This window comes from Streptomyces sp. NBC_00344, from assembly GCF_036088315.1.
Lineage (GTDB): Bacteria > Actinomycetota > Actinomycetes > Streptomycetales > Streptomycetaceae > Streptomyces.
Genome location: NZ_CP107996.1, coordinates 5,106,817 through 5,132,166 on the forward strand (window position 1 = coordinate 5,106,817; position 25,350 = coordinate 5,132,166).

Consider the following 25,350-nt stretch of genomic DNA (forward strand, 5'->3'; position numbering starts at 1 on the left):
AGTGAAATGTTCAACGTCACGCTCACGCCACCCACGAGGCGTCTTCCTCCGGAAATGAATCCCGGGCCGCTAGAAGATCCAGAGGATTACGAGTATCTGGTAGTTTACTCGTGTGCACTGCTGGCAAAAACGGATTGTAAATTCCATATCGGAGGATTCGGGTCTGCTAACTGGGGTTTCGACGTCCATTATGATGCATCGTCCTTCCTGGAAGAGCTCCCCCGTATGCTTCGATCTGCGACTCTCGGAGAGGATTTTGATGTCGACCTATACTCCCAGGGTGTAGAACGAAACCTTCAGTTCACGTTTTCCGGAACCGTCGTGGATATCTACTGTGAATCGCGCACTAATTGGGTGCCAGAACCACCCATGGAGTCCCTGAATAGCGACGCTGTGGTATCGATGCTTCAAAACCTGGCCACATCCTTCGCGGCTTCACTCAAGGCTGTGGTTCCGCAAGTGGCGATGTTGCCCCCATTCTCAGACTGGGCCTGACTGACCCCGGGGGAGAGCTGGTGTTCCTCGGTGATGCGTATCCCGGCTCGACGCACGAGCTGGCGGCCGTGGGCCGACGACACCGTGGCCGCGGTTACCGAAGCCGACATCGAAACGGGTGATGGGCAGCGGGCGTATGAGCATCGGGTGGACGTCGTGGTTCAGCCTGTGCGGGGCAGAGAGCTGGTGTGTCGGCGGGCGGACGACTCACTGCGACCGCCCTCCGTATTTCCGTTGACTGCTCCGGCTGGCTTCCTCCGACCAGCCGGAGCTTCTTCATACCCGCATCCGATGCCTACCGGGCGAGCACTGCGCTCGGGGCTCACCCCCCGTCACGCCTGCGTCAGCCGCAGCCCTCCCTCAGGCAGCCGAAGCCCCCGCTGCCCCGTCCATGCCACTCAGTCAGGGGATCGCCGACCTCCCCGTAGCAGACGAAAACCGGACGGGCTACGAACGGACCAAGTTCAAGCACTGGGTCGACGCCGACCACGACGGCTGCAACACCCGGGCCCAAGGTCCTCAAATCCGAGTTACGCACCACACCAGTCGTCGAAGCCGGGTGCAAGATCGTCTCGGGTGAATGGTTCAGCTACTACGACAGCGTCACTGTGACCGCACCCGGCGGCCTCGACCACATGAATTCAAAAATTACATAGAGGCTCGCAAGCATATGCCCGGTTATGAGAGTGCGCCTATCGGGTTCTGTTTCACAAATAACTCTATCGAGCCACGTTTTCGCTCTGCCCTCGACTCGCATTTCGCGCAGTTGCGAAGGGCGAACCCAGGCGTGGATATACGATTGGATATTGCTCAGTGAGTTACTATTTCGAAGTCGATGGGCGGACCGTGTGGGATTGCTCCCTCCGTATCGGGCGGTGGTTCATCGCCTCCGCGGAGAGTGTGGCAGGACTTATTGATCTACCAACGGGGTTGGCGCCTTCCAGTCAGGATTCCTGCGATATCGAACTGAAAATCTTTCGGGGTTTTGTTGACGGATTGCGAGAGTGTTATAACTCCACCCGGCATCCAGTGATGCATTCATTGATGGACGGCCTACTCGTTACGTGCCTCGTTCTGCTGGAGCGTGGGGGTACAGGGAGCGTACCAATGAACTTGACAGAAAATGCCCTGTTCGAAAGAAAAGCCATTATCGCTCAGTCCATGTAGCTTTCACGTGAATCCAGACTGCTTGGTCGAACTGTGCGTCCAACACGGCGCTTTATTCGCTGGTCTACTGAACTTGGTTGAGCGATGTCGGATCCGTTCGCCTGACAGCGGCATGTTGACTCCGGTAGCCCTGGATTGTGAGGTATGCACAGGGCGACGGGTTGACCGACGCCGAGAGGGCCGCGCGGGAGCGGATCCGGCTGCAGGCCGTGGAACGCTTCGAGGGCGGGGAGAAGAACCGGGGGGGATCGCCGCCACGCTACGCGTGAGCGAGCGGTCGGTGGAGCGGTGGCGCCGGGCCTGGCGCGAGCGCGGAGATGTTGGCGTCCAGTCGAAGGGGTCGCCCGGCTGTCCGAGGCTCGGTCCGGGCTGGAACGAGAGTTGGAGCGGGGGCCGCTGGTCCATGGGTGGGTTGACCAGCGGTGGTCTCTGGCGCGGGTGAAGAAGCTGATCGGCCGACTGTTCCACGTCTTGTACACGGTGGAGGGCACGTGGCGGCTATTGAGACGACACGGCTGGTCGTGGCAGCAGCCCGCCCGCCAGGCGATCGAGCGCGACGACGTGGCGGTGGAGCTGTGGAAGAAGGAGGTCTGGCCACGAGTAAAAGCGCCGCAGCGGCCCTCGGGGCCTGGATCGTCTTCGAGGACGAAGCCGGGCAGTCGATGATTCCGCCGCGTGCCAGAACCTGAGGCCGGATCGGCCAGACTCCGGTCGTCCGAGTCCGCGGTCGAGGTTTCGGTCGGGTGTCGATGGCGGGGATGACCTGCTACAAGCCGGGTGAGCGGTCTCGGCTTATCTATCGGATCCGCGAGTACCGCGGCCGCAAGGACGAGCCGAAAGGCTTCGGCTGGCGCGACTTCCGGGACCTGATCGTCCACGCCCGGATCCAGCTCGGTGGCCCGATCGTTCTGGTCTGGGACAACGTCTGCCTGCACCTGACCAAGCCGCTGCGGGCGTTCATCGAAGCGAACTCCCACTGGCTCACCGTGTTCCAACTGCCCACCTACGCTCCGGACCTCAACCCGCAGGAGAGCATCTGGTCGCTGGTCAAGCGCGACATCGGCAATCTCGCGGCAGCCGACCTCGGTCAGATCGCCCGGGACGTGAAGCACAGACTCAGGCAGATCCAGCTCCACCCGAACATGGTCGACGGCTGACTTGCCGACACAGACCTGAGACTGGACGGATGATCTGAGGCGGCAATCGCTGTTGGATCACACATCCCAAAGTCCCCGATCGCCACGTCGTCGCAGAACGTCTCCCAGAAACCGCTGTCCGCGAGAGCGGTCTCGTCGATGCTAGAGATGAGATCACGAAGCTCTTCCGCCACCTCCTCGTACCCGTCCTCGTCGCCGTCCGCATAGAACGGGAATCGTGCGATCACCGCGGCCACGCATTGGTTGAAGGAGCCGAGATCGCTGTTCACATGACGGGCCCTCGCTGACTCGATCTCGGGAATCTGCACCACGTGACCAGTGGCAACGTCGACGGCGATGCGTCCGAACAGGCCACTCGTCGCGATGGCGACCAGCCCTCGCTCACCGATCCCCCCGAGGAACACCGGCTCACTCAGCGGCCGGTACTCATATCCGATCAACCCGACCGGGACACCAATTTCATCGAGATCGATAGCAATCTGGGCAGGCGCCTCGGGTGGAGCGACGATGCGGATCAAGGCGAACTCGGGTTTCGGCAACTGCGGCAGGGGCTGGCTCACCGAGAGGATCTTCTCCCGACGGAATGGTCGAGCGGCATCGCGGACCGTGTTGTAGACCTCGTCGCTTACCAGGGCAGAGGGCCCGCCGCGTCGAAGTAGCCGCCGGTCGGGCCGTCAGGCCCCGGCTGGGCCATCCGAACGATAATCTCGGCGCCCTGCTCGACGGTCTGTGTGCCCTCGCGCCGGTTCAGGTCCGTCGCGGTGTAGCCGGGCTCCACGGCGTTGATCCGCATCCGCGAGAACGCCTTGGCGAACTGCACGGTGAGCATGTTGACCGCGGTCTTGGAGGCCGGGTAGGCGACCCCCGGGTACCCCTTGCCTGCCTGGGCCAACGAGGCCAGGCTGCTGCTGACATTGACCACGACAGGGGCGGAGGAGCGTTCCAGCAGTGGCAGGAAGGCATGGGTCACCCGGACCAGGCCGAAGACGTTGGTCTCGAACACCTCCCGCATCACGTCGGCGGTCAGCTCCGCGGCGCCGATGATGTCGCCTCCCGGTGACCGCACCTCGATTCCGGCGTTGTTGACCAGGACGTCCAGGCCGCCGTCGGCCTCAATGGTGGCCACCGCGTCGGCGACCGACGCATCGTCGGTGACATCGAGTTGCACGAATCGTGCGCCCAGCTCGGCCGCGGCCGCCGCGCCCCGCTCAGTGTTGCGCGCTCCCAGGTAGACGGTGTGGCCCGCGGCGATGAGGCGGCGGGCGGTCTCGTGCCCGAGGCCCTTGTTGGCCCCGGTGATCAAGGTTGTCGTCATGGGCACAGCTTCCCTCCGCGATGATGCGATCGACCAATGGTTTACGACACGGTCCCCGGCGCTGCTCGACCAGGGCGCCGACACCCACCGTGCGATCGCTTCACCAGTCCCGGACCGCTCCGCCCGTCGGCCCACCCGCCGCAAGCCGAGCGCCCGCCCGGCAGGCAGCCTGTTCGATCAGGCAGTCATGCTGCTGGTCCGTCTCGCCAGGCGCGACCCGTTCGTTGTGGGGTTTCGGGCCCGGGCGAGCGGTCAGGGGCGGGTGGTTCCGACCCGCTTCAGGTCATCGACGAAGGCGGTCCAGGCGGCGGCCGGGATGAGGAGCGCGGGGCCGGCCGGGTTCTTGCTGTCGCGGACGGGGAGGGTGCAGGGGAAGCCGGGGGCTACCTCGAGGCAGTCGCCGCCTTGACCGTTGCTGTACGTGCTCTTGCGCCAGGTGGCGCTGCTCAAGTCGACTCGCGTGAAGCGCATGCGCGGTACTCCTCCAGTGCGGAACGGATCACCGTAAGGGACTCATCGGGTGGCAGAGCCTGTGCTTGCAGCAGATCGTATGCCAGTGCGTACTCCGCAACCTGTTCTGGAGTCTCGACCAGCTCTCCGGAGTGCGAGCTCTCCGTGTAGGCCACGTCTCGGCCTGTCTCGAGGCTCAGAAGGGTCAACGATCCACCCATGACCGGGTGTTCACCCTTCCCGAAAGGGAGTACTTGCAGGATGACATGTGGCGTGAGTGCTCGGCCGAGTAAGTGGTCCAACTGCCCGATCATGACCGTCACACCGCCCACCGGCCGGCGGATCACCGCTTCGTCCAGGATGCACCACAGGAGGGGAGGCGCGGCGCCGTCGAGAATGTTCTGCCGATCAAGCCTGGCGACTACCAGTTCATCGATCCGGCTGTCGATGTCCCGTGGACGGCTGATCCGCAGGAGGGCCCGCGCATACGGCTCGGTCTGGAGTAGTCCAGGCACTGTCTGTGACGTGTACTTGAGCATTTTGGCCGACTTGGCCTCATAGGCCATGAAGGCCCGCGCCCAGTCCGGGATCGGTGTCCGCCTGATGTGGCCCCACAGGTCGACCAGATCCCCGTCCGCGCCAAGCAGCGCATCGAGCGTGGTGTTGACATCCTGCGGTGGTGTCTCGTTGCCGAGTTCGTACTGGGCGATGCGGCTGTGGGCGATGGGGACCTTGTCGCCCAGTTGGCGTTGGGTGAGCCCGGCGCGGACCCGGAGCTTGCGCAGCTTCGTGCCGTAGAGGGCGGCGAGTGAGGCGGACGGGTCGAGGTCCTTCGGTGCCGGCATCGGCGGCCCCCGTTTTCGTTCGGCGCTCCGAAAACTGTTACTCCTGGTGATCGTAGCCGTACGGACCGATGCTTGTCCGTGGAAGGCGAAGCCATCGCGAGAGGGGCGAGACAGGTATGGGCACGTGGGAGTACGGGAGTTCGGGCCCCGGCATCAGGGAAGCCGAGGCGGCACGGGACGAGTTGCGTGCGGCGCTGGCGGCGGTGGATGTGCTCCTTCCGTCGCTGGGGCTCGATCCGGTCTCACTCGCCAGTACCTACCTGCCTCCGCTGGTGGAGCTCGGCCGTTGCCACCCGAGCGTGGCCCGACAGCTGGCAGCAGCACTGCGGGGTACGTTCCGTGACTGGTGAGCCGGAGTCGGCCGAATCGGAACCGGCCGAGCCGGAGGCCACGGAACGCGACGACGAAGAGGACGCGCGCCGCGCGGAGTTACTGGCAAAGGTGCGCGAGGCGAACAAGCAGAGTCTTGCCCGCCCGCGGTGACGGCGGACGGACCGCCGACGATAGGTAATGCCTGTAGTCGGCTGTGATGCTGCGGCTCAGCAGGGGCAAGGGGTCGAACGTTCCTACCTGTGATGCGCCGGCACCGCCTCCGGGGCGAGGGACGGGGCCCTCGTCACATCGACGGCCACTGGGCGTCCCGGCCCGCTCGAGCAGTGGGATCATCCGGAATGCCTCGTGTTCGTACCGCACATGGCCGCACGGACAATGCCCCGCGAATTATGGCCGGCTGCAGCGGTCAAGCGGCAGGTGCCGAGGTGGAGTTCGGCCATCCTGTATCGGCTCGACGTCCCTACCGTTGTTCACGGTTGCTGCTGACGCTACGGGCCGTGGAACCGTGGATGGCGCGACACGTGTGGAGATCTGGGGAGAGTTGAATGGTCGGCCGCTGCTTTCACGTAGTTGCGAGGGGCGCGCCCCGGAGCGGAACTATGAGTAGTAGCCAGGGCCCGCTCGATATCGGTCGCAGGGAAGGGCGTGCACTTGCTTTCCGTGATCAGTTGACGGTGGAACTCGTCCAGGATGGCGGCGTGCGGGGCATGGCGGTCAATGATCGCACCGATCCCGGGTGGTACGCCGACGGGGCGGCGGCCTGCGTTCCAGTCGTGCAGAAAGGTTCCATGCTCTGAACCACCACGCACGGCTTCGGGCAGGTGACGCAACAGGTGACCGGGGGCGTAGGAGCGGTCGTACAGGAGGTGGTCGGTGAGGAAGGCGGTCTCCCGCCGCGAGAGGTCGAAGTCGCGGCTGAGGGCGAGCCCGAAATCCGCGAAATACACCTGCCGGCCGTCGGTGAGGACATTGCTGAAGTGCGTGTCGAAGTGCACGAGTCCGCGTGAGCTCATGAACTCCGTTCCACGCAGCAGTGCGTCTTCCACTCACAGATAGGGCGAGTCGAGATCCGGCTCCGCTTCAGTCGAATCACGGATGGTGCTGAGCCAGGCACCGAGCGTCTGAGGTACATGTTCCAGAAAGAGCACCAGGCTGGCGGAGGATCTGCCGATGGCCTCCAGTCGACGCCGCACGGCAGGTGACCCTTCCCAGTGGGTGACGGCCCCCTCGATGCCTCCGAACTCATCGGCGAAGTCTCCTGGTGGATGGTCGGGCAGTACCCGCCAGTGGTACAGCAGCGGGAAACCCGCGTACTCGCCGCTCAGGGCCCAAGCGGTAGTGGCCACATGAGCGGCCAGTTCACGCCAGGCCCCGAACCCCTCAGACCCCACTCCGTACTGGTAGAACAGCGGAAGACCGAACAGGTTGGCGGTCGAGTGCGCATGCTCCGAGCGCAACTCGATGTCCGTCAACGGGACCCGCTTCACAAAGACGGGGACCCCCGCGACCTCCATCTCTGTTCGCCTGCCACCGATGCCCGATCCAAGTGCCGGCGCGGTGGCGACCGCATTCCCCAGCCTGCGATCGCTGAGCAGAGAGAGCTGTGCTCCAACCGCTGCGTGAGCGGTCGCGCGCCGAGCGGCGTATGGCGCTTCGGTCTCTTCCATCGGCGACTCCTGCGCTTGAGATACGAGGTCGGACCGCTGCTGATCGTGCCAGAGGCCTCTGTGCGACTACCGAAGTCGCCGTCATCTCAGTTGCAGACGGCGTTCACCCTGGTCGATCCTGTCAACTCGTCGAGCAGGGAGTGTGACGTGGGACTGATCCTTTTCCCGGATGATGGAGACGTCAGCAGTCCGGGCGCTGCTTGGTCGTGCACTGGCTTCCACGATCTCCGGCGACGGCTGGAGGCGATCACTGGTCAATGGCAGGGCCAGATCGGTGATCGGTGCTTCAGTGACACATCGATGATGCCCTGCAGCTGGCGGTCGTCCTGCGGCTCTGCAGGGACAAGGGCGTCGAACTCCTCTTCCTGTGACGCCCGGCAGCGCACCCCGGCCGGCCCGCGGCACACCGTTCTCACCGGCGCCCCACGGACCGTCCCGTCCGATCACCCCCGTACCGGCCGGTTGTTACCAGCCGACCGCCACCTCCAGCCACTGCGGGTCGCCGTGCGAGATGAAGGAGGACTGGCCCGCGTAGTCGTCGTACGGGAAGCCGTACGCGAGGTGGTTGATGCCGTGGTCGTGCCAGTACTTGGCGTAGTAGTTCGCCGGGGCGGCCTGGTAGTAGAGGCTCGGCGTCGACCACTGGTCCTGCGGGAGCTGCGCCACATGGCGGTTGAGGGCCGAGCACATGCCGGGGTCGTTGGCCAGGACTCCGGCGCAGCCGGTGATGTCGGATGTGGGGGCGTTCACGCCGACCGATGCGGCGTAAGCGGTCAGGTAGTCCGCGTACTTGCCGCCGGTGCGGAAGTCGGGGGCGCTGCCGGGGGCCGGGATGCGGTACGGCGCCTGGATGTCGGCGAGGCCCTTGAACTCGGTGGGGACCTCGTCCTTGAACTGCTGGAAGGTCTCTTCCCGGGTCTGCTGGAAGGTGGCGTAGTCGTCGCCCACCTGGACGTCGTTGCCGTCGTGGGAGTGCAGCCGCATCGCCAGCTTGAGGCCGAAGGCGTCCACGCGGGTGGTGTTGCCGTTGAAGACGTCGTCGCCGACGGTGAACTCGATGAAGTCGAAGTACGGGCTGTCGGGTGAGCCGACGTAGAAGTACATCCGGCCCGCCGAGTTCGCCGGCATGTCCAGATAGGGCTGCTCGGCGATCGAGTGCTCCTCGTTGCCGAACTTCCAGTACACGTCGCTGTCCGGGTACTTGCCGTTGGTCTTGTTGAGGATCTTGACCTCGACGACGTTCTGAGCCGCCGGGATGCTGCTGGTGTCGCCCCAGAACGAGTCCGGCGGCGGGTCGCCCGCAGCGGTCGCCGCTGCGGTGCCGGAGCCATGTGCTCCGGCGGCCTGGGCCGAGGACGGCAGGGCGGTGACGACGCACACCGCGAGTAAGGCGAGTGCGGCGGTACGCAGACGCGTGGAGCTGCGGCGATGCGGGGTCCGTGGTGCTGAGGGCATGGGCTCTCCCTGGCTGTGGGGGCTGGAAGCGCACCGTCCGGCTCGTGCGGAAAAGCATGGGGGGCACCAGTCAGAGAGCGCTCTCTGCGAGCCTTCTCCGTCGCCATGCACTTGTCAAGAACCTGGTACGGACCTGAAGTCGGCCGAGAGTGCGCGGTAGCCCGCGGCACATGAGAGGGGCCGCTGCGACCAGGAGGATCGGTCGCAGCGGCCCTGTTGCTGTGGCGCGGGCTGTCAGGCGGTGGCTACCGCGAATACATGGAGGATGCCGCCGTCCGTACTGGACGGCAGTGTCACACTCGCCAGTTGCTTGCCGGCCTGCAGAGCGATCGGCGCGGTGGCGAAGATCTCCGTGTCCACCGGGTCGGTGCCGCCGCCCTGGACGTCGCGGTATGCCGTGTGCACCGCGATCGTGTTGCCGAACGCCGGCTTGTCCGCGCCGCCGCCCAGCGTCCAGTCGCTGAAGCCGATGTCGGCCTGCTGCGTGGTGCCGTCGGTATAGGTCAGGGTGACGGTGCCGCTCGCCTTGCCTTCGGCCGCGCTGCCCAGGAAGCCGAGCCTGGTGGCGCCGGACGCGCTCGGTACGTTCACGACCTGAGCGGACTCACCGGCCACCTCGATGTTGTCGGGGTCGCCGGCGTTCGCCTTCGGCCAGCTGAAGTCGAAACCGTTGGCCGACACGGTGCCGCCCGGGGTGGCACCGGCCGCGCTCAGTGCCTTGGCCGAGTAACTCCAGCCCTCCCCGTCGAAGTTGGCCTGGGGATTGGCGTCATCGGCGGAGATGCCGGCGCTGTTGCGATTCCACAGCATGCCGTTCTTCTCGGCCACGGTCACCGCGACGGATGTCCTGGGGAGCGCGCCCGTGGACGACTCCAGGGTGACGGGGACGGTGTAGTGCCCCTCGTCCGTGCCGGTCGCCGCCGACACCGACAGCTTGGCGCTCACCGCGCCGCCGCCCGGCACCGTGAAATCGCCCTCCGCGGGAGTGACCGTGACACCGGCCGGCGGGGTGGCCTTCCAGTGCACCGTGGTCGCCTTGTCCTCCAGGGTCTGCACCTTGACGGTCGTCTGTGCACCATCACCCCCCGGCTCGACCTTCAGCTGTTCAGGAGTGGCACCGGTGAAGTACTTCACGCCACCGCCCGGGAAGGACGGCGGGGCGTCGGCCGCCGCGCTGCCCCAGGAGGTGTCCGGCTCGGCGCCCAGGGTGTAGTCCAGGGTGCCGCCATGGGTGACCAGGGAGGCGGGAACCCAGGGCTTGTCCGACTTCTTGCCGTTGGTGCGCAGGCTCTGGATGTAGATGTTGTCCGCCGAGGCGGCCGGGGCGTTGACCTTGATGGTCCGGCCCTGACCGGTGTGGATCACGGCGTGCGGGAACAGCGGTGCGGACAGCGTCAGGTCGGCACGGCTGGGGTTCTGCGGGTACATGCCGAGCGCCGAGAAGACGTACCAGGAGGACATGGTCCCGGCGTCGTCGTTACCGGGGATGCCGCCGGGCGCGTCGGTCCACAGCTGGTCCATCTCCGCACGGACGGTCTCCTGCGTCCTGTACGGAGCGCCGAGGTAGTCGTACAGATAAGGCGTGTTGATGTCGGGCTCGTTGGTCGGGTCGTAACGGGTGTCGTCCTTCGCGGAGAAGTCGAACTTTCCGTCCGGCGTCCGGAAGAAGGCGTCCAGCCGCTTCGTGGCCGCGTCCTTGCCGCCCATCGCACGGGCGAGCCCGGCCACGTCGGAGTAGACCATCCAGGTGTAGCGCGCGCTGGTGCCCTCGACGAAACCGCTGCCGGTGCCCGGGGTGAACGTGCCCGCCCAGGTGCCGTCGGCCTTGCGGTCGCGGATGTAGCCGCCCTGCGGGGTGGCGTTGGCGTCGAAGACGTTCGTCCAGTTCCCCGAACGGTCCAGGAACGTCTTCCGGCCGGCCCGGTCGCCGAGCTGTGCGGAGAGTTCGGAGATGCCGTAGTCGGCCGCGGCGTCCTCGAGGGTCTCCGCCGCGCCGCCCCAGCAGTGGCAGCTGTCGGACGGGACGTAGCCGAGATCCAGATACTTGTCGAGTGCCGGGCGCTGGCCCACGCACTCGACGTTGCAGCCCGAACTGTCCGAGTCGTTCGCGGTCGGTACGGTCGCCGCCCGCACCAGGGACTTCAGTGCGCCCCTGGCGTCGAAGTCATGGCCGCCGAAGGCGTAGATCCCGGCGAGCGCGGCGTCCGAAGGGTCGCCTGACATCACACTGGTCTTGCCGTTCTCCAGCAGCCAGCGGTCCCATTCCCCGCCGCGCTGGCCCGCGAAGTTGTAGAGCGACTGGGCGTAGTCGCTGCCGGCCCGGGGGTTCAGCAGTGTCATCAGCTGCACCTGGGCGCGGTACTGGTCCCAGCCGGAGAAGGTGCCGTACTGCGCCTTCTGCCCCTTCGCCAGCCGGTGCGTCCTGCGATCGGCGCCCAGATAACGTCCGTCGGTGTCACTGGTCAGGGTCGGTTCGAGCATGGAGTGGTACAGCGCGGTGTAGAAGGTGGAGCGCTGGGCGTCGGTGCCGCCGCTCACCGCTATCTTCCGCAGCTCGCGGTTCCACGCGGCGGCCGCCTGCGACTTGACCGAATCGAAGCTCCTGTGCGGCGCGTTCTCGGCACGGAGGTTGGCCTCGGCGTTCTGCGGGCTGACGTAGGAGACGGCCACCTTCACCTGGACCGAGCTGGTCCCGTCCGCGAAGGTCACATACCCGCCGGAGCCCTTGCCCTCCACCGGGTTGCCGGACGAGCTGTAGCCCGTACCGCCGGTGGCGGATGTGGAGCCCGGCTTCAGGCTGCCGTCGGTCCAGGTGCCGGTCTTGGCGAACGGCTTGTCGAAGTGGGCGGTGAAGTACAGCGTGTAGAGGTCCTTGCGGTTGTTCGCGCTCTGCGGGCCGCAGAAGTTGCCGGCGGTCACCGAACCGGTCACCGTCCGCCCGGCGGCGTCGATCTTCACCGAGGCGTCGGTGCTGCCGCTCTCCGAGTTGGATGTGCGGAAGAGCATGCTGGCCGGCTTGCCGGCGGGGAAGCCGAACCTGCCGGTACCGGTGCGCGCGGTGGTGGTGAGCGCGGCGGACGCGCCGCTGTCCAGGCCGACCTCGTAGGAGCCGGGCGAGGCCGTCTCATGGGTGTGCGAGAAGGTACTCGCGTACGTGGAGTCGGTGGTGTCCGCGGTGGGGGAGGAGTCCACATCGCCGACGTACGGCATGATCGGAATATCGCCGTTCGCGCCGGAGCACCCGACCCCGTTGAGGTGGGTGAGGCTGAAGCCGCGGATCTTCGTCGCGTCGTACTGGTATCCGCCGGGCGCCGGCGTGGAGACCTGCTTGCCACGGGAGTTCTGCGGACTCCAGGCCAGCATTCCGAACGGCTGCACAGCGCCCGGGTAGGTGTTGCCCGCGTTGGACGAGCCGATCAGTGGCTTGACGTAGGACACCGGATCCTGCACGGCGCCACGGGAGCCGCCCTGGCCCGGCGCGGCCGACGCGGGGACGGTGGTGGCCGCCATCCCGAGGGCGGCCATGGCGGTCACCGCTACGGATCCGAGCGCTCTGAGCCGGGTGCGCGGCCGGCGGTTGTGCGTGTCTGACACCGTTCCTGCCCTTCGTGTATGACGGAAGGTCAACGCGACGGGGAGCGGTGGAACTGCCCGACAACGTTGTCAACGACGTCAGGATGCTCCTCCTGTGGGTCCGGGGGTGTCAAGGATTTTCGGAATCCGGTCATCCGGCCCCGGGAGTCCCCCACCGAGCCGGGAGCCGGGCCCGCGCCTGCTGTTGGCCGCTATCGCAGAGAACCGACCTCGGTGCCGTCCGCGAGCCGTCCGTTCAGCTCTGCCTGAGCGCCCCGCTCGGCGGGCACCGTCAGCAGGTGTCCCACGGCGTTTCCGGTGACCCCGCCGGAAGTGGCCAGGGAAGCGAACTGCGAGCTGCCGGCGGCCACTACGAACCAGTGCCCGCCCTGCGACTTCCAGAGCACGCCGGCCAGCACCTGAGGCTTCCGCTCCCCGCAGGCGGCCGAGTCCTCCGCGCGGGCCGCCACCGCGCCCGGGGCGTTCGCCTTCGCACCGGGCGCCTGGAACTGTGCGAGCACCCGGCTTCCGGTGCCGCGCCAGGTGTCGGCACGGGTGCACAGCCAGCGGGCGGTGCCATTGCGCTCCGGCAGCTGCTGGGTGGCGAACTGCCAGGAGTTGACCGTGCGTACGCCGTGCGACCGCACGGTGGGCAGCAGGCAGGCGGTACGTTTCCAGGCCGCCCGTTCGGCCGCTGCCGAGACGTCGTGCGAGTTGCCGGGCGGGCCCGACGTCAGCCGGGCGGGGGTCAGTTCCCCCAGGTCCGTCATCACTCGGTCAGCGGTGGAGTCGCGCAGTTCGACGGTGTCCCAGGAGGTGCAGGTGCGGGCCAGCGCGGAGCTGCGCACCGGGTCGGTGACGCCGTCCGCCGTGCGGTGCAGCGCGACCGCTCGGGCCGATGGGGTGAGCAGGTCCCGCACGGCGGTGCTCCGCACCCAGGGCGCCGTCAGATAACGGACGTTGCCGTCGGTGCGCCCGACGACCAGGGCGTCGGAACCGGCCTCGCCTGCGCCGTCCACCCGTGCGAAGTCGAGTGCGGTGCCACCGCTGCGCTCCCTGGGCTCGGCGTACCGCACCACGCGCAGGCCGTCGTAGAACAGCACGACGGACGCCTGGTCCACCGTGCCCGCGTACAGCAACTGCGGCGCGCCCATCGGGGGCCCCGCCGGGGAGCCCGGCGTCGTGGAGACCTCGACGGAACGGCCGGGCCTGGCCCAGACGGCGAGCGCACGGCGCAGCAGCGCGGTGTCGTGGGCGTGATCACCGCGGACCGGCCATACGGAGAAGTCGGTACGGTCCGAGGTCTTCCAGGCATCGGCAGCGACGCGCTGCAGGCTTGCCGGCTTCAGGGCCTGTTCGGACGCGGCGTTGCGGGCGTACGGCGGGGCCGCGGGCCCGTCCGCGCCCCAGCCGCCGTCCGGCAGCGCCAGCAGTGTCCCGCACACCAGCACCGCGGCCGCCGCGGCCAGCGCCGCTCTGCCCCGCCACCGGCGCCGCACCAGATCGGTGGGCCTGGCCTGGAGCGAACAGGGGTCGAACTCGGCGGAGCTCAGCAGTTCGTACTGCGCGGGCGCGGTGTCCGCCAGGGCGAGTGCCGCGTCGGGGTCGGCCACTCCCGCCTCGTCGAGTACCCGCAGCACCGCCGGATCGTCGAGCTGTTCCAGACCGCGCAGCACATAGGCGGCGCGGGCAGGTCCCGTGAGATCGGCGAGCCGCTGGTCCAGGGCGAGCTCATCGGCCCCTCCGCAGTGCGGGAAGAGCTGCAGCCCCCACACCTGCGGCAGCAGCGGCGGAGTCAGCGGGAGCATCGCCAGGCGGCGATGGTGCGGAGCGGCTGCCTTCAGTGCCGCCCCGAGCACCCGGGCGCGTACATACGCGTAGCCGTCGTCCAGCCCGTCGGCCCGGCGAGGCGAGGGGAGCGCGTCGTCCTCCGGGCGGGGCCCTCGCGGCAGCGCGCGCTGGACGAGGGAATGCGCGGTCAGCACCCTGCGGTTGCGTCCGGGCGATGACGGCAGGACGAGATACGCGAGCCTGACGAACCGGGGGTAGTGCTCGGCGAGCGCGGCACCGGCCTGCTCGGCATCGACCGGGGCGGTTTCCGGCGCGGGGCTCGGGACGACATCCTGTGGCTGCACGTCCAGCAGAACGAGCCAGTCGGCCGATGGTCACCCTCCCGCGGCGTACGGGGCGGCGGGCGGCCGCCCCGTACGGTCACCGGATGCTCAGCTCATCGACCACTGGCTGAACTCGACGGTGCCGCGCAGGCCGCTGCCGCCGTTGGTGGCGCTCATGAAGATGCCCACGTCCTGGGTGATCTCGGTGCCCGGCACGGTGACGGTGCCCACCGTCCGCCAGGTCGCTCCGCCGTCCGTGGAACAGGTACCGGTGAAGGCCGTACCCGTGCGGACGAGCCGCAGCAGAACCGGCGCCTTGATCCCGGTGACGCGCTTGTAGGTGTCCAGCGTCCCGTCGCCCGTGCTGTCGTACGACAGCACCACGCCCTGCCCGGGGGTCACCGCCAGATCGAGGAATCCGGGCGCTCCCGGCGTGGCCAGGCTGTTGCGGACGGCAAGGCCCGAGCGGGCCCAGCTCCCGGTGTTCTCCTGGGAGTCCACCCGCACGGTCGCACTCCGCCCGTCCGCCATCGCCCCGGCCCGGAAGGCCGTGCCGAACTGTGCCGTGCCCTTCCACAGGTCCTGGCCGCTGCCGTTGATCGCCAGCCGCTCACCGAGCTGCCCGAACACCGCTTCGTTTCCCGTGTAGGTGCGCCACACCGTGTCCAGCGGCGCCGCCACGTACACCGCACTCCGCCGGGTGACGGCGACCCGGTCCTCGCCGCGCGGCCCGAACCGGGTGACGAGTGAGTACGGCATCGGCCGCAGCGGTGCGGTCAGCGGCTCCGCCGGCGCGGTGACCTGCCAGGAGACCGAGCCGGTCCCGCCGGGGCCGACACCGCTGAGGGAGGTGTCGCCCTGCGCGGTGGCGTCCAGGCCGGTCAGCGTGAAATCGACCCGGCCGGTGCCGCGCAGCCCGTTGAGATTGCGGAAGACCGCGGTGACCTCTCCCTTGCTGCCGGGGGTGAAGGCGACCGGGTCGGCAGAGACGGATGCGCTGCCCTGGTAAGGGGCGCCGGCGAGCGTGTCGTACACACGTTGCGCGGTGCGGTGGATGTCGCCGGTCGCCCGTACCGGGTAGGCATCCGTCTTCCGGGTCCAGGTGTCCTCCGACGGGTACCAGTCGAAGGTCTTCGCCGGCCTGCCCTCGGTGAGGGCGGCCGTCAACTCGTCCAGATAGGCCTGCCACTGCGGCACATGCACGTCGCCCATCAGTCCGTGCCAGTCGCGGTTGGCGTAGTTGCTGAGATCGTTGGCCGCCGTGCGGTCCGCCCAGGTGGTGATCAGGGTCCGGGCCGTCCACTCCAGTTGCACCGCCTCGTCCGGGCTCGTCCCGGAGCGTCTGGCCTCCTCGAGCCAGGGGCCGAGCAGAAACGCACGGTGGCAGCCGGTGACGGCGTCGGTGAGCCGCATCAGCTTCAGCCAGAGCGCCGCCAGCTCGCGGAAGGTGTCCAGATCCTTGTCGGTGTAGGCGGCGCGCAACTGCGGAAGCAGGATCCTGGCGCGGTCGGCGAGCGCCTGTCTGGCCAGGTCGGTGAGGTCGTAGCGGTAGGCGTCGGAGCCGCGCAGCGATTCCCGCACGCGCAGCAGGGAGGCGAACGCCACGTCGAAACCGGCGGTGTCGAAGGCGAAGTTGACGGAGGCGGTGAGGCTGGGGCGGCGGGAGAAGGGCGAGTCGACCGGACGGCCGTCGGTGCTCGTCAGGCGGTAGGCCGTGGTGGCGAGCGCCGCGAACGCGGCCTTCGCCGCAGGGTCGTCCCCGCCGTAGCGGAACCCGGGATAGCCGGTGAACCAGTCGGCTCTGTCGATCTTCTCGGTGCGCCAGGCGAGTTCGCTGAAGAGTTCGAAGGCGGCGGGATCGCGCTCGGCGGCCTCCGGCATGTACGCGGTGCCGGCCAGTGCGCTGTCCGGCTTGTCGCGCCAGGCGGTGAACTTCGCCGTCCAGCGGTCGGTGTTGGCGCCGATCGTCGTACGGCCGCCGAAGTTGGGGATGGTGCCGAAGGCGTACGGGGCCCCGCCCCAGTCCTTGTCGCGGTCCGTGACGGAGTCCAGGTCGGAGAGTCCGTCGACGATCAGCACCCGTTCGGTGTCGATGGCCTGGAGCAGTTCGCGGCGTGGGTTGGCCTGCCAGCCGAGGATCACCCAGGTGGCGCCGGGGCGGGCGGTCTGCAGGGACGTCTCGACAGCGCGGGCGGCGTCGGATACCGGGACGTCGCCCGGGGTGCCGCCCTCATGGAGCAGATCCATCTTGAAGTGCGCCGCATCGCCGAAGAGCTCGCGCTGATGCCGGTAGAAGGCGGCTGCCGTCCTGCCGAAGACCTCGGTACGCGGGTCCAGCCAGTCGGGACGCCGCAGCCCGTTCCAGGTGCCCTGCGGGACGACGCGGGCACCTGGATTGCGGCCGGTGAAACCGTCGGGGACGGTTCCGAAGTAGCCGGGGAACACCGGGTGCATCCCGAGATCGCGCAGCCGGTCGGCGATACGGCGGCCGAGAGCCGCGCGGCGCTCGATGAGTTCGGTGGAGAGCGGACCGCCGTATCCGCTCATGTTCTGCAGCAGCCACCACGGCTGGTGAGACGGGGCGGGCAGCCAGGTGCGCGCCTCCGTGTCGGAGTACCCGAAGTCCTGCAGCAGCCGGTGGTAGACGGCCTCCTGGCCCGCGGTGACGAGGGCTTCGTTGCACCCGTGCAGTGCGAGGACGTCGATCGTCCGCTCCCAGTGGGCCCAGTCGGCGTACGGGGCGTTGTACCCGTCGTGGGTGTCGTTGAAGGCGAAGCGGTGCGGGACGGTCGCCGACCGCTGAACGGCGGCGCCGGGCGCGGGCAGGCGGGCCGGGAGGCGGAGCTGGGAGCTGTTCCACGAGATATGGGCCCGGCAGACGTACTTGAGATACCAGTGCACCCCGGTCAGGGCCACGGCGGGGCCGGTGGCAGCGACCTCGATACGGCCGGACGAGCCGGTGACCCGGAAGCGTTCACGGCCGGTGAGCGGTGTGAGCCGGAACTGGTCGGCGTGGTGGGGGAGCAGACGGTGCAGAGCGGCGCGGGCGGGGCCGGTATCGAGTGAGGCCCTGGCGGCCCCGGTGGAGGCCCCCGCGGTCCCGGTGGCGAACGCGGGGGAGTGGGCGCCCAGCGCCGCTCCGCATCCGATCGCCCCGGCGGTGCTCAGCAGCGTACGTCTCGACAGCTCGGGCATCTGCGCTCCTTATGTTGCTCGTGTTGCGTTGCGACAACAGGTGCATGCGCAGCGCACGTTAATGAGGAGGCAGGGCCGGAGCAATGGGGCGGGATCAGCCGGACGAGGTAGACGGTTCGCCCGCGAAAACGTTCCGGAGACGGCACGATGGGCGAATGCGTATGCGAGCGCGAACAGCGATGGCGGTCGCAGCCCTGGGCCTGTTGGCCGGCTGCTCGACCTCCCACCCCCACCAATCCGACGACGCGCCACCCGAGCCGAGGACGGCGACCGGCAGCCTGGAGCAGCTGGCGTCGAAGGCACGGTGCAAGCCGGAGATCCAGACGGACGCCAGCGAACTGCGCCAGGCCAACTGCACCACCACCCAGGGGCGGTATGTGCTGGTCACGTTCGCGACCGACCGCGGGCAGCGTGAGTGGATCAACTCGGCCAAGGACTACGGCGGGACCTATCTGCTGGGCCGCAAGTGGGTCGCGGTCGGCGACACCACGGTGGTCGCAGCACTGCGCGGCCGGCTCGGTGGGACCGTGGAAGCCGGCTCGCAGCACCACCAGGGGAGTAGTGGCAGCGGGGGGAGCGACGGGCATTCCGGTCATCACACGAGCTGACCGCGCAGGTCCGGGGGCCTGTGACCACTGAGGTCACAGGCCTTACTGCTACTCGGACGTGACGTTTCTCAGGTGCACTTGCGTCCGCCGTTGATGCAGGACACCACCCGCTTCATCAGCTGGTCGCTGAACACATTGATGAAGTCACCGTGGTCGGTGATCGGCTTGTGCAGCTGCTCGGGGAACGAGTCCACGGCGAAGCCGGGCCCCGGCGGGACGTCGTACACGATCCGCTGGACGAGCTGCGGGATGGCCTTGAAGCCGTTCTGGCAGGCGCCGTTCGCATCGGCGAACGCCACATGGGTGCGGTGATTGGCGCTGTCGGTGTTCTGTCCGTCCCAGCAACTCTGGAAGTGGAAGCTCCGGACCACCTTGCTGCCGTCGGGGCAGATCGGGTACTTGTCCTTGAGCTGACGGTTCTCGAATCCGGTACAGGACCAGGAGGCGTTGGCGTTGGCGTCGCCGTTGGTGAACGCCTTGGCGTCACCGGTGATGATCCGCAGGAAGCGCGGCATGGCGGTGACCTTGCTGACCGGGCTCCCCTTCCAGTTGATGGTGACCTGGGCCGGCGTCTGGATCTGGCCGATGTTCTGGTCCTTGCCGCCACCGTCCTCGTTCACGTCGTTCTCGTCCTGGCCGTTCTGGAGCCGGAGGACGGGCCAGTAGTAGGTGGACTTGTCACCCTGGTTCCGGCAGCTCGTCTGGCCTGCGGCCAGCTTGTCGTCGGTCGAGAAGGCGTCGGTGGCCTGGTTTCCGACGTAGTCGTGCGTATGGTGCGCGCCGTTGCTCACACCAGGTGCCACGATGACGTTCGCCGGGTTGAACTTGCCGTTCTCGTTGCGTCCGCAGTTCGAGGTGAACACTCCGGTGGAACCGGACCGGCGCTGGCGGGGTGCGGCGACGTTGGGCTGCACGGATGTGATGTCGACGAAGTCGGACGCCTCGGGGCCGTTGCCCTGCTGAGCCTGGCCGCCGCCCTGGTCGCCACCCTGACCGCCCTGGTCCTGTCCCTGGTCTCCGCCCTGGTCCGTGCCCTGATCGCCGCCCTGGCCGCCGTTCTGACCGGCATCCTGGCCGCCGTTCTGGCCCGCGTCCTGACCACCGTCCTGGCCGGTGTCCTGGCCGCCGTCGCCGCGCATGCTGCACGGCGCCAGGCTCTCGAGGTTCTGCGGCTTGCTGCCGCTGCGGCCGATCGCGACGGCGATCCGGTCGATCGACGCCCACCGCTTGTCCTTCAGCGGGCCGAGAATGGCGTTCTGGGCATAGCCCGGATCCTGTGCGATCTGGGTTCTGGAGTCCGCCAGTTTCTTGTATGCGTCCGTGATCTGACTGTCGATCCTGGCCAGTTCGCCGTCCACTTCCCGCCGTGCCGAATAGGGAACATCGGGGAGTTCGTTCGATACGTCGGGGCAGTCGACAGTGGACATCTGCTGCGCGGTGTTCTCGCTCTGTGTCTGCGCGTACCGCCGGTGCGACGAATAGCCCGAGTGGTTCTCACCGGCGGAGGCATAGACGTTGACCGCGAGCAAACCACCACCGCCCAGGACCAGCGCGGCCGATGCGGCCACCATGCGGGTCGTCAGCGTGGAGCGTTTTCGTGATGTGCGTCCCATGGAACTCCTCAGACTTCGTATCCGGTAACGGGGATCCCGGCAGGGGAAAGAAGCGCGACGTTCCATACGGGCGCGGAGTGCGGCCCGTTCAGCCGGTCCGGTAAATCGTAGGAATCTCCGTACGCGAACCGGACGGATCGAGCGTTATGCACTGCGCGCGTGCTGCAGGGGCGCCGCCCGGTCCCATACGGTCTGGAACGTGAGACGCAGGCAGGCGGCGAGTGCCGGGTGCTCGATGAACAGTGCGGTGGTGGCGCCGGTACCCGCGACCGGGTCAGGCATGTCGCACAGCACCAACGAGGCGTCGGCGATGACGAGTTTGAGCGGCAGCCGCTCGGCGAAGCGAGCCACCTCTCCTGCGTCGCCGAACCGTCTGACGTTCTCCAGCATCTCCTCGTCGTCCAGGCTGTCGTGGGTGTAGACCGCGTTCACCGTTCCGCCGGCCCGGCTGATCCGCCGTGCGGCCTTGATGCCGGCGGTGTTGGCGGCAGGGGTGACGAACGGCGGCATGCAGAAGCTGAGCAGTTCACCGCTGGCCTGTTTCTGGATGTCCGCATAGCGATCTGCGATCTGCCGGGGGTCGCGCAGTACCTCGATGTAGTCCAGCGGATCGGTGTGGGAGCGCCCGTCGGACCAGATGGGCAGCAGTGTGGCGGCCAGTCCGGCCGACAGCCGCTCCATCTGTTCCAGGGACTCCCGCTGACGGTTCATCAGCCTGGTGATGGCCAGTTCCGGTGTCACCGCGGCGAAGGTGGCCACCCGGCCGCGATGGGCGACGGCAAGCCGGGCCCTGACCAGGGCGTCCAGCACGTCGTAGATCCGCTGCCTCGGTACATCCGCTTCCCGCGCGACCTGTGCCGCGGTGTACGAGTCCCGTCTGACCAGGGCGAGGTAGACGCGCGACTCGTAGCGCGACAGGCCGAGTTCGACAAGGGCACTGACCGACGGTTCCTCCGGCTCCATGGCCGCCACGGTATACGCGCAACCTCCGCGGGGGGCCTCTCTTGATCCAGCCCGTTTCGGGGACAAGCCTTTACCTCCGGTATGCCGCACCGCTGTTGTCGGTGTGTGAGCGCGTCGCTACCTTCATCTCTGCCACCACTCAACCGGGTGGCATCTCGCGAGGTGTTTTGTCATGTACCTAACACCCCTTGGCATGCGCCTCCGCTCGCCCGTTCTGGGCGAACACATCTCCGATGGAGGGCAGTTCCTTGTACTCGAAGAGATCCTCCGGCCGCTCAGGGCTCACCGGCGGCGCCGGTGCGGTGCTGTTGTCGGCCGCGGCGCTGATAACCGGCGGCCTGATAGCCGTGGCACCGACCGCCACCGCACAGGCCGGACCCGCACAGTCGGGTGGCGCCGCCGTCGAACGGCTCTGCGCGCAGCCCACGACGCCCGGCAGGATGGCCTGCCTCGCGCTCGCCCGTACGGATGTCAGGCAGCACCTCGGCATCACCCCGGACGCCGCCCCTTCGGGATACGGCCCCACTGATCTGCAGAGCGCCTACGCACTGCCGTCGGGCGCCGGTGCAGGTGCGACCGTGGCGATCGTCGACGCCCAGGACGACCCCAAGGCCGAAGCGGACCTCGCCACCTACCGCTCCCAGTACGGACTCCCCGCCTGCACCACCGCGAACGGTTGCTTCAAGAAGGTCGACCAGAACGGCGGCACCAGCTATCCCACGGCGGACTCCGGCTGGGCCGGTGAGATCTCGCTCGACGTCGACATGGTCAGCGCAGTCTGCCCGCAGTGCCACATTCTGCTGGTCGAGGCCGACAGCGCGAGCATGGAGGACCTCGGCGCTGCCGTGAACCGCGCGGTCACCATGGGCGCCAAGTACGTCTCCAACAGCTACGGCGGCGACGAGGACTCCACCGACCCCGCATCGGACGCGAGCTACTTCAACCACCCGGGTGTCGCCATCACCGTCAGCTCCGGCGACAGCGGCTACGGCACCGAGTACCCCGCGGCCTCCCAGTACGTGACCGCGGTGGGCGGCACATCGCTCAGCCGCTCGAGTGGTTCCCGCGGCTGGACCGAGTCGGTCTGGGGCACGAGCTCGGGCGGCGACGGGGCGGGCTCCGGCTGCTCCGCGTACGACGCCAAGCCCTCGTGGCAGCACGACACCGGCTGCTCCAAGCGCACCGTCGCCGATGTCTCCGCGGTCGCCGACCCGGCCACCGGCCTCGCGGTGTACGACAGTTACCAGACCAGCGGCTGGAACGTGTACGGCGGCACCAGCGCCTCCTCACCGATCATCGCCGGTGTGTACGCCCTCGCCGGCACCCCCTCGGCGAACACCGTCCCGGCCTCCTACCCCTATGCCCACACATCGGCGCTCAACGACGTCACATCGGGCGCCAACGGCAACTGCGGCAGCTACCTGTGCAAGGCCGCAGCCGGCTACGACGGCCCGACCGGCCTCGGCACCCCGAACGGTGTGACCGCCTTCGCCCCCGGCACCAGCACCGGAAACACCGTCTCGGTCACCAGCCCCGGTGACCAGAGCACCAAGGTGAACACCGCGGTATCCCTGCAGATCAAGGCTACCGACTCGGACACGTCCAAGTCGCTGGCCTACAGCGCCACCGGCCTCCCCGCCGGTCTGTCCATCAACGCCTCGACCGGGCTGATCTCCGGTACCCCGACAGGCACCGGCACGTCCGCTGTGACCGTCACCGCCAAGGACTCCACCAACGCGTCCGGCAGCACCTCCTTCAACTGGACCGTCTCCACGTCGGGCGGAGGTGGCTGCACCGCCGCTCAGCTGCTCGGCAACCCGGGCTTCGAGACCGGCAGCGCCGCACCCTGGACCACCACATCGGGCGTGGTCGACAACAGCAGCGGCGAGCCGGCGCACTCCGGTTCCTGGAAGGCATGGCTGAACGGATACGGCAGCACCCACACCGACACGGTCGCCCAGTCGGTGACCGTCCCGGCCGGCTGCCACGCCACTCTGAGCTTCTACCTGCACATCGACACCGAGGAGACGACCGGCTCCACGGCCTACGACACACTGAAGGCGACGGCGGGCTCGACCACCCTGGCGAGCTACTCCAACCTGAACAAGAACACCGGCTATGCCCAGAAGTCCTTCGACCTCTCCTCGTTCGCGGGACAGACGGTGTCCATCAAGTTCACCGGCGCCGAGGACAGCAGCCTCGGAACGTCGTTCGTCATCGATGACGCGGCGCTGAACATCAGCTGATCCGTACCCGCGCATCGAGTGGGCCCGGAGCCGGTGGCTCCGGGCCCGCACCCGCACCCGCTGTCAGCCCCGGTCGAGGTAGGCGAGCACCGCGAGCACCCGCCGGTTGTCGTCGTCCGACACCGGCAGGCTCAGCTTGGCGAAGATGTTCGACGTGTGCTTGGCCACCGCCCGTTCGGTGACGACCAGTTGGCCCGCGATAGCCGCGTTGGAGCGGCCCTGCGCCATCAGCTGCATGACCTCCAGCTCGCGCGGTGTCAGACTGCCGACCGGCTTGTCCTGGGCGCGCCGGGAGAGCAGCTGCTGGATCACCTGCGGGTCCATCGCGGTGCCGCCGGCAGCCACCCTGCGTACCGCGTCGATGAACTGGTCCGCGTCGAAGACCCGGTCCTTCAGCAGATAGCCCACCCCGCCGGTGCCGTCGGCCAGCAACTCGCGGGCGTAAAGCTGTTCCACATGCTGCGAGAGGACCAGGACCGGCAGCCCGGGCCTGGCGCGGCGGGCGGCGAGAGCGCACTGCAGCCCCTCGTCGGTGTGCGACGGCGGGAGCCTGACGTCGACAACCGCGACGTCGGGCTCCAACTCCGCCAGAGCTGCTGTCAGTTCGGGCCCGGTCTCCACGGCTGCGGCGATCTCGAAGTCGTAGGCCTCCAGCATCCGGACCAGGCCGTCCCTCAGCAGGAAGAGGTCTTCGGCGAGGACAACGCGCACGGAATCTCCATTGTCACCATGGTCGGGCCGCCAACGGGGCTGCTGACTGCCAGTACGCCGTCGAATGTACCCAGTCGGCGTTCGATTCCGCTCAGGCCCGACCCCCGTCCGATCGCCGCACCACCCCGGCCGTCATCGGTGACCGACATCCGCAGCATGCCCTCCCGGTGGTGGATGTCGATCCAGATCCGGTCCGCGCCCCCGTGCTTCACCGCATTGGTCAGGGACTCGCTGACCGCGAAGTACGCGGCCGACTCGGCCGGCGCGTCGACCCGGCCCGCCATCTCCACGGACACCTCGGTGGGAACCGGCAGCCGCAGCGCGAGAGCCCGTACCGCGTCACCGAGACCCCGCTCGGCGAGAACCGGCGGATGGATACCGCGCACCAGGTCACGCAGTTCGGTCAGGGCCTCGGCAGAGGACTCACGGGCTGTCGACAGCATCTTCCTGGCCTGCGCGGGGTCCTTCTCGATGAGCGCCTCGATGGTCGAAAGATTCATCCCCATGGCGACCAGCCTGGCCTGCGCCCCGTCGTGCAGGTCCCGCTCGATCCGGCGCAGTTCGGCTGCCGAGTTGTCCACGGCGTCGTGCCGGGTCTCGGTCAGCCGGTCGATGCGCTGAGCGAGTTCGGCCTCCTTGGTCGGGGCGAGCGACGACGCGGTCAGCCTGAAGTGCGCGGTGACCAGGGCACGGGCGAAGCGCGTACCGAGAAGTATCCAGCAGCATCCGAGCAGCGCCGCGAGGAAGGCCGTGAACCAACCGGTGACCGGCACGAACCCGTACCACAGGCCGCCACCCGCCTCGCTGATCGGCCTCCACAGACCGCACAGCAGCACCATCCCGAAGAGTCCCTCGGCGAGTACGCCGGGTGGCAGGATCGCGAGCACCGCGCCCGCTGTCATGTCGACGAGCAGCCACTGCAGATCCCGCCAGGTCGCCGGATCCTTGAGCATGAGCATGCAGCGCTCGACGCCGCCTGTGACGCCCTTGCGCATGTCATCCGGAAACGGCCGGTAGGGGACCGGGATCCGCGTCCCTGCCCACTGTGCCGCGAGCAGCCGGCGCTGATTGGCGTGCGCACGTACCAGCTGGAGCACGGCAGGGGTGGTGAAGACGCCGACGCCGACAGGGATCAGGGAAATCGAGACGGCAGCCAGGGTGAAGAGCGTGATGGACCCGATGAGGGAGATCAGTGTCAGCGCCAGCCCCTGGGCGGCAGCCAGTGCGGCGTCGCGTGCCGTCGTCGCGTTCATGGTGAGTCCCTCTCGTCCTCGGCCGGTTGAGTGCCGGCGCGGCACCCAGTCTGGCCGCAGAGGGGCAGCCGGGTCATGGGGCCGGCCACCCGGGTGGGGGGTGTAGGTGGCAACACCCCCCGGCCTCGCTCTGCGGCTCCGCGGAGGGGGGCCCGGACGGCTTGGGGCCGGGGCGCCGGCTTTCTAGCGT

Annotated in this window: 18 protein-coding genes and 2 pseudogenes; 7 read left to right on the top strand and 13 right to left on the bottom strand. The window is 68.2% G+C overall.

The window, feature by feature from the left end; all coding sequences use genetic code 11:
• The first annotated feature begins 6 nt into the window (after nucleotides 1-6).
• The 3 genes and pseudogenes from OHS16_RS23035 to OHS16_RS32160 all read left to right on the top strand — a co-directional run bounded on the left by OHS16_RS23035 (nucleotide 7) and on the right by OHS16_RS32160 (nucleotide 2,819).
• Nucleotides 7-495, top strand: coding sequence for a hypothetical protein (locus tag OHS16_RS23035; RefSeq protein WP_328539135.1), 489 nt, complete (start codon nucleotides 7-9; stop codon nucleotides 493-495).
• Nucleotides 496-1,308: 813 nt separating this feature from the next.
• A complete protein-coding gene (locus tag OHS16_RS32155) occupies nucleotides 1,309-1,662 on the top strand; it encodes a DUF6086 family protein (protein ID WP_443042677.1) in 354 nt (117 codons plus the stop codon).
• Between the two features lie 137 nt (nucleotides 1,663-1,799).
• Nucleotides 1,800-2,819 (top strand): annotated as a pseudogene (locus OHS16_RS32160) (IS630 family transposase).
• Here OHS16_RS32160 and OHS16_RS23055 read toward each other — a convergent pair.
• The 4 genes from OHS16_RS23055 to OHS16_RS23070 form a co-directional block, all read right to left on the bottom strand.
• Nucleotides 2,750-3,379 carry an SUKH-4 family immunity protein gene (locus tag OHS16_RS23055; RefSeq protein WP_328539138.1) on the bottom strand — a complete coding sequence of 210 codons (630 nt, stop codon included), beginning with the start codon at nucleotides 3,377-3,379 and terminating at the stop codon, nucleotides 2,750-2,752. The pseudogene OHS16_RS32160 and the gene OHS16_RS23055 overlap by 70 nt on opposite strands.
• Before the next feature lie 65 nt (nucleotides 3,380-3,444).
• A complete protein-coding gene (locus tag OHS16_RS23060) occupies nucleotides 3,445-4,134 on the bottom strand; it encodes an SDR family NAD(P)-dependent oxidoreductase (RefSeq protein ID WP_328539139.1) in 690 nt (229 codons plus the stop codon).
• 252 nt (nucleotides 4,135-4,386) lie between these two features.
• Complete coding sequence (locus OHS16_RS23065; RefSeq protein ID WP_328539140.1) at nucleotides 4,387-4,605, bottom strand: DUF397 domain-containing protein; 219 nt, start codon at nucleotides 4,603-4,605, stop codon at nucleotides 4,387-4,389.
• Entirely contained in the window at nucleotides 4,581-5,429 is an 849-nt protein-coding gene (locus OHS16_RS23070; RefSeq protein ID WP_328539141.1) for a helix-turn-helix domain-containing protein, read from the bottom strand. The genes OHS16_RS23065 and OHS16_RS23070 overlap by 25 nt, the downstream gene beginning before the upstream one ends.
• 116 nt (nucleotides 5,430-5,545) lie before the next feature.
• Here OHS16_RS23070 and OHS16_RS23075 point away from each other — a divergent pair, with 116 nt between their 5' ends.
• Together OHS16_RS23075 and OHS16_RS23080 are read left to right on the top strand one after the other, a co-directional pair.
• Nucleotides 5,546-5,779, top strand: a complete 234-nt coding sequence (locus OHS16_RS23075) for a hypothetical protein (protein WP_328539142.1) — start codon at nucleotides 5,546-5,548, stop codon at nucleotides 5,777-5,779.
• A complete protein-coding gene (locus tag OHS16_RS23080) occupies nucleotides 5,769-5,912 on the top strand; it encodes a hypothetical protein (protein ID WP_328539143.1) in 144 nt (47 codons plus the stop codon). Before OHS16_RS23075 ends, OHS16_RS23080 begins: the two co-directional genes overlap by 11 nt.
• 461 nt (nucleotides 5,913-6,373) lie before the next feature.
• Here the strand turns inward: OHS16_RS23080 and OHS16_RS23085 are convergent.
• The 5 genes and pseudogenes from OHS16_RS23085 to OHS16_RS23105 all read right to left on the bottom strand — a co-directional run.
• Nucleotides 6,374-7,429 (bottom strand): annotated as a pseudogene (locus OHS16_RS23085) (protein kinase family protein); the annotation flags it as partial.
• A gap of 465 nt (nucleotides 7,430-7,894) precedes the next feature.
• Complete coding sequence (locus tag OHS16_RS23090) at nucleotides 7,895-8,884, bottom strand: glycoside hydrolase family 64 protein (protein ID WP_328539144.1); 990 nt, start codon at nucleotides 8,882-8,884, stop codon at nucleotides 7,895-7,897.
• Nucleotides 8,885-9,118: 234 nt separating this feature from the next.
• Complete coding sequence (locus OHS16_RS23095; protein WP_328540953.1) at nucleotides 9,119-12,409, bottom strand: GH92 family glycosyl hydrolase; 3,291 nt, start codon at nucleotides 12,407-12,409, stop codon at nucleotides 9,119-9,121.
• Between the two features lie 260 nt (nucleotides 12,410-12,669).
• Nucleotides 12,670-14,592: a hypothetical protein gene (locus OHS16_RS23100; RefSeq protein ID WP_443042678.1), complete on the bottom strand. Its 1,923-nt coding sequence runs from the start codon at nucleotides 14,590-14,592 to the stop codon at nucleotides 12,670-12,672.
• An 87-nt stretch (nucleotides 14,593-14,679) separates the two neighbouring features.
• Entirely contained in the window at nucleotides 14,680-17,766 is a 3,087-nt protein-coding gene (locus OHS16_RS23105) for an alpha-N-acetylglucosaminidase (protein WP_328539145.1), read from the bottom strand.
• Nucleotides 17,767-17,927: 161 nt separating this feature from the next.
• On the opposite strand from OHS16_RS23105, the gene OHS16_RS23110 reads away from it, so the two are divergent.
• Nucleotides 17,928-18,374, top strand: coding sequence for a hypothetical protein (locus OHS16_RS23110; RefSeq protein ID WP_443042787.1), 447 nt, complete (start codon nucleotides 17,928-17,930; stop codon nucleotides 18,372-18,374).
• 68 nt (nucleotides 18,375-18,442) lie between these two features.
• On the opposite strand, the gene OHS16_RS23115 is transcribed toward OHS16_RS23110, so the two are convergent.
• Nucleotides 18,443-19,987 carry a DUF1996 domain-containing protein gene (locus OHS16_RS23115; RefSeq protein WP_328539146.1) on the bottom strand — a complete coding sequence of 515 codons (1,545 nt, stop codon included), beginning with the start codon at nucleotides 19,985-19,987 and terminating at the stop codon, nucleotides 18,443-18,445.
• A 144-nt stretch (nucleotides 19,988-20,131) separates the two neighbouring features.
• Entirely contained in the window at nucleotides 20,132-20,950 is an 819-nt protein-coding gene (locus OHS16_RS23120) for a TrmB family transcriptional regulator (RefSeq protein ID WP_328539147.1), read from the bottom strand.
• Between the two features lie 233 nt (nucleotides 20,951-21,183).
• Here OHS16_RS23120 and OHS16_RS23125 point away from each other — a divergent pair, with 233 nt between their 5' ends.
• On the top strand, nucleotides 21,184-23,196 hold the full coding sequence (locus OHS16_RS23125) for a putative Ig domain-containing protein (protein WP_443042679.1): 2,013 nt from the start codon (nucleotides 21,184-21,186) through the stop codon (nucleotides 23,194-23,196).
• A gap of 63 nt (nucleotides 23,197-23,259) precedes the next feature.
• Here the strand turns inward: OHS16_RS23125 and OHS16_RS23130 are convergent, their stop codons facing one another.
• Nucleotides 23,260-23,907 carry a response regulator transcription factor gene (locus tag OHS16_RS23130; protein WP_328539149.1) on the bottom strand — a complete coding sequence of 216 codons (648 nt, stop codon included), beginning with the start codon at nucleotides 23,905-23,907 and terminating at the stop codon, nucleotides 23,260-23,262.
• Nucleotides 23,871-25,160 carry a sensor histidine kinase gene (locus OHS16_RS23135; protein WP_328539150.1) on the bottom strand — a complete coding sequence of 430 codons (1,290 nt, stop codon included), beginning with the start codon at nucleotides 25,158-25,160 and terminating at the stop codon, nucleotides 23,871-23,873. Before OHS16_RS23135 ends, OHS16_RS23130 begins: the two co-directional genes overlap by 37 nt.
• Nucleotides 25,161-25,350: the final 190 nt, after the last annotated feature.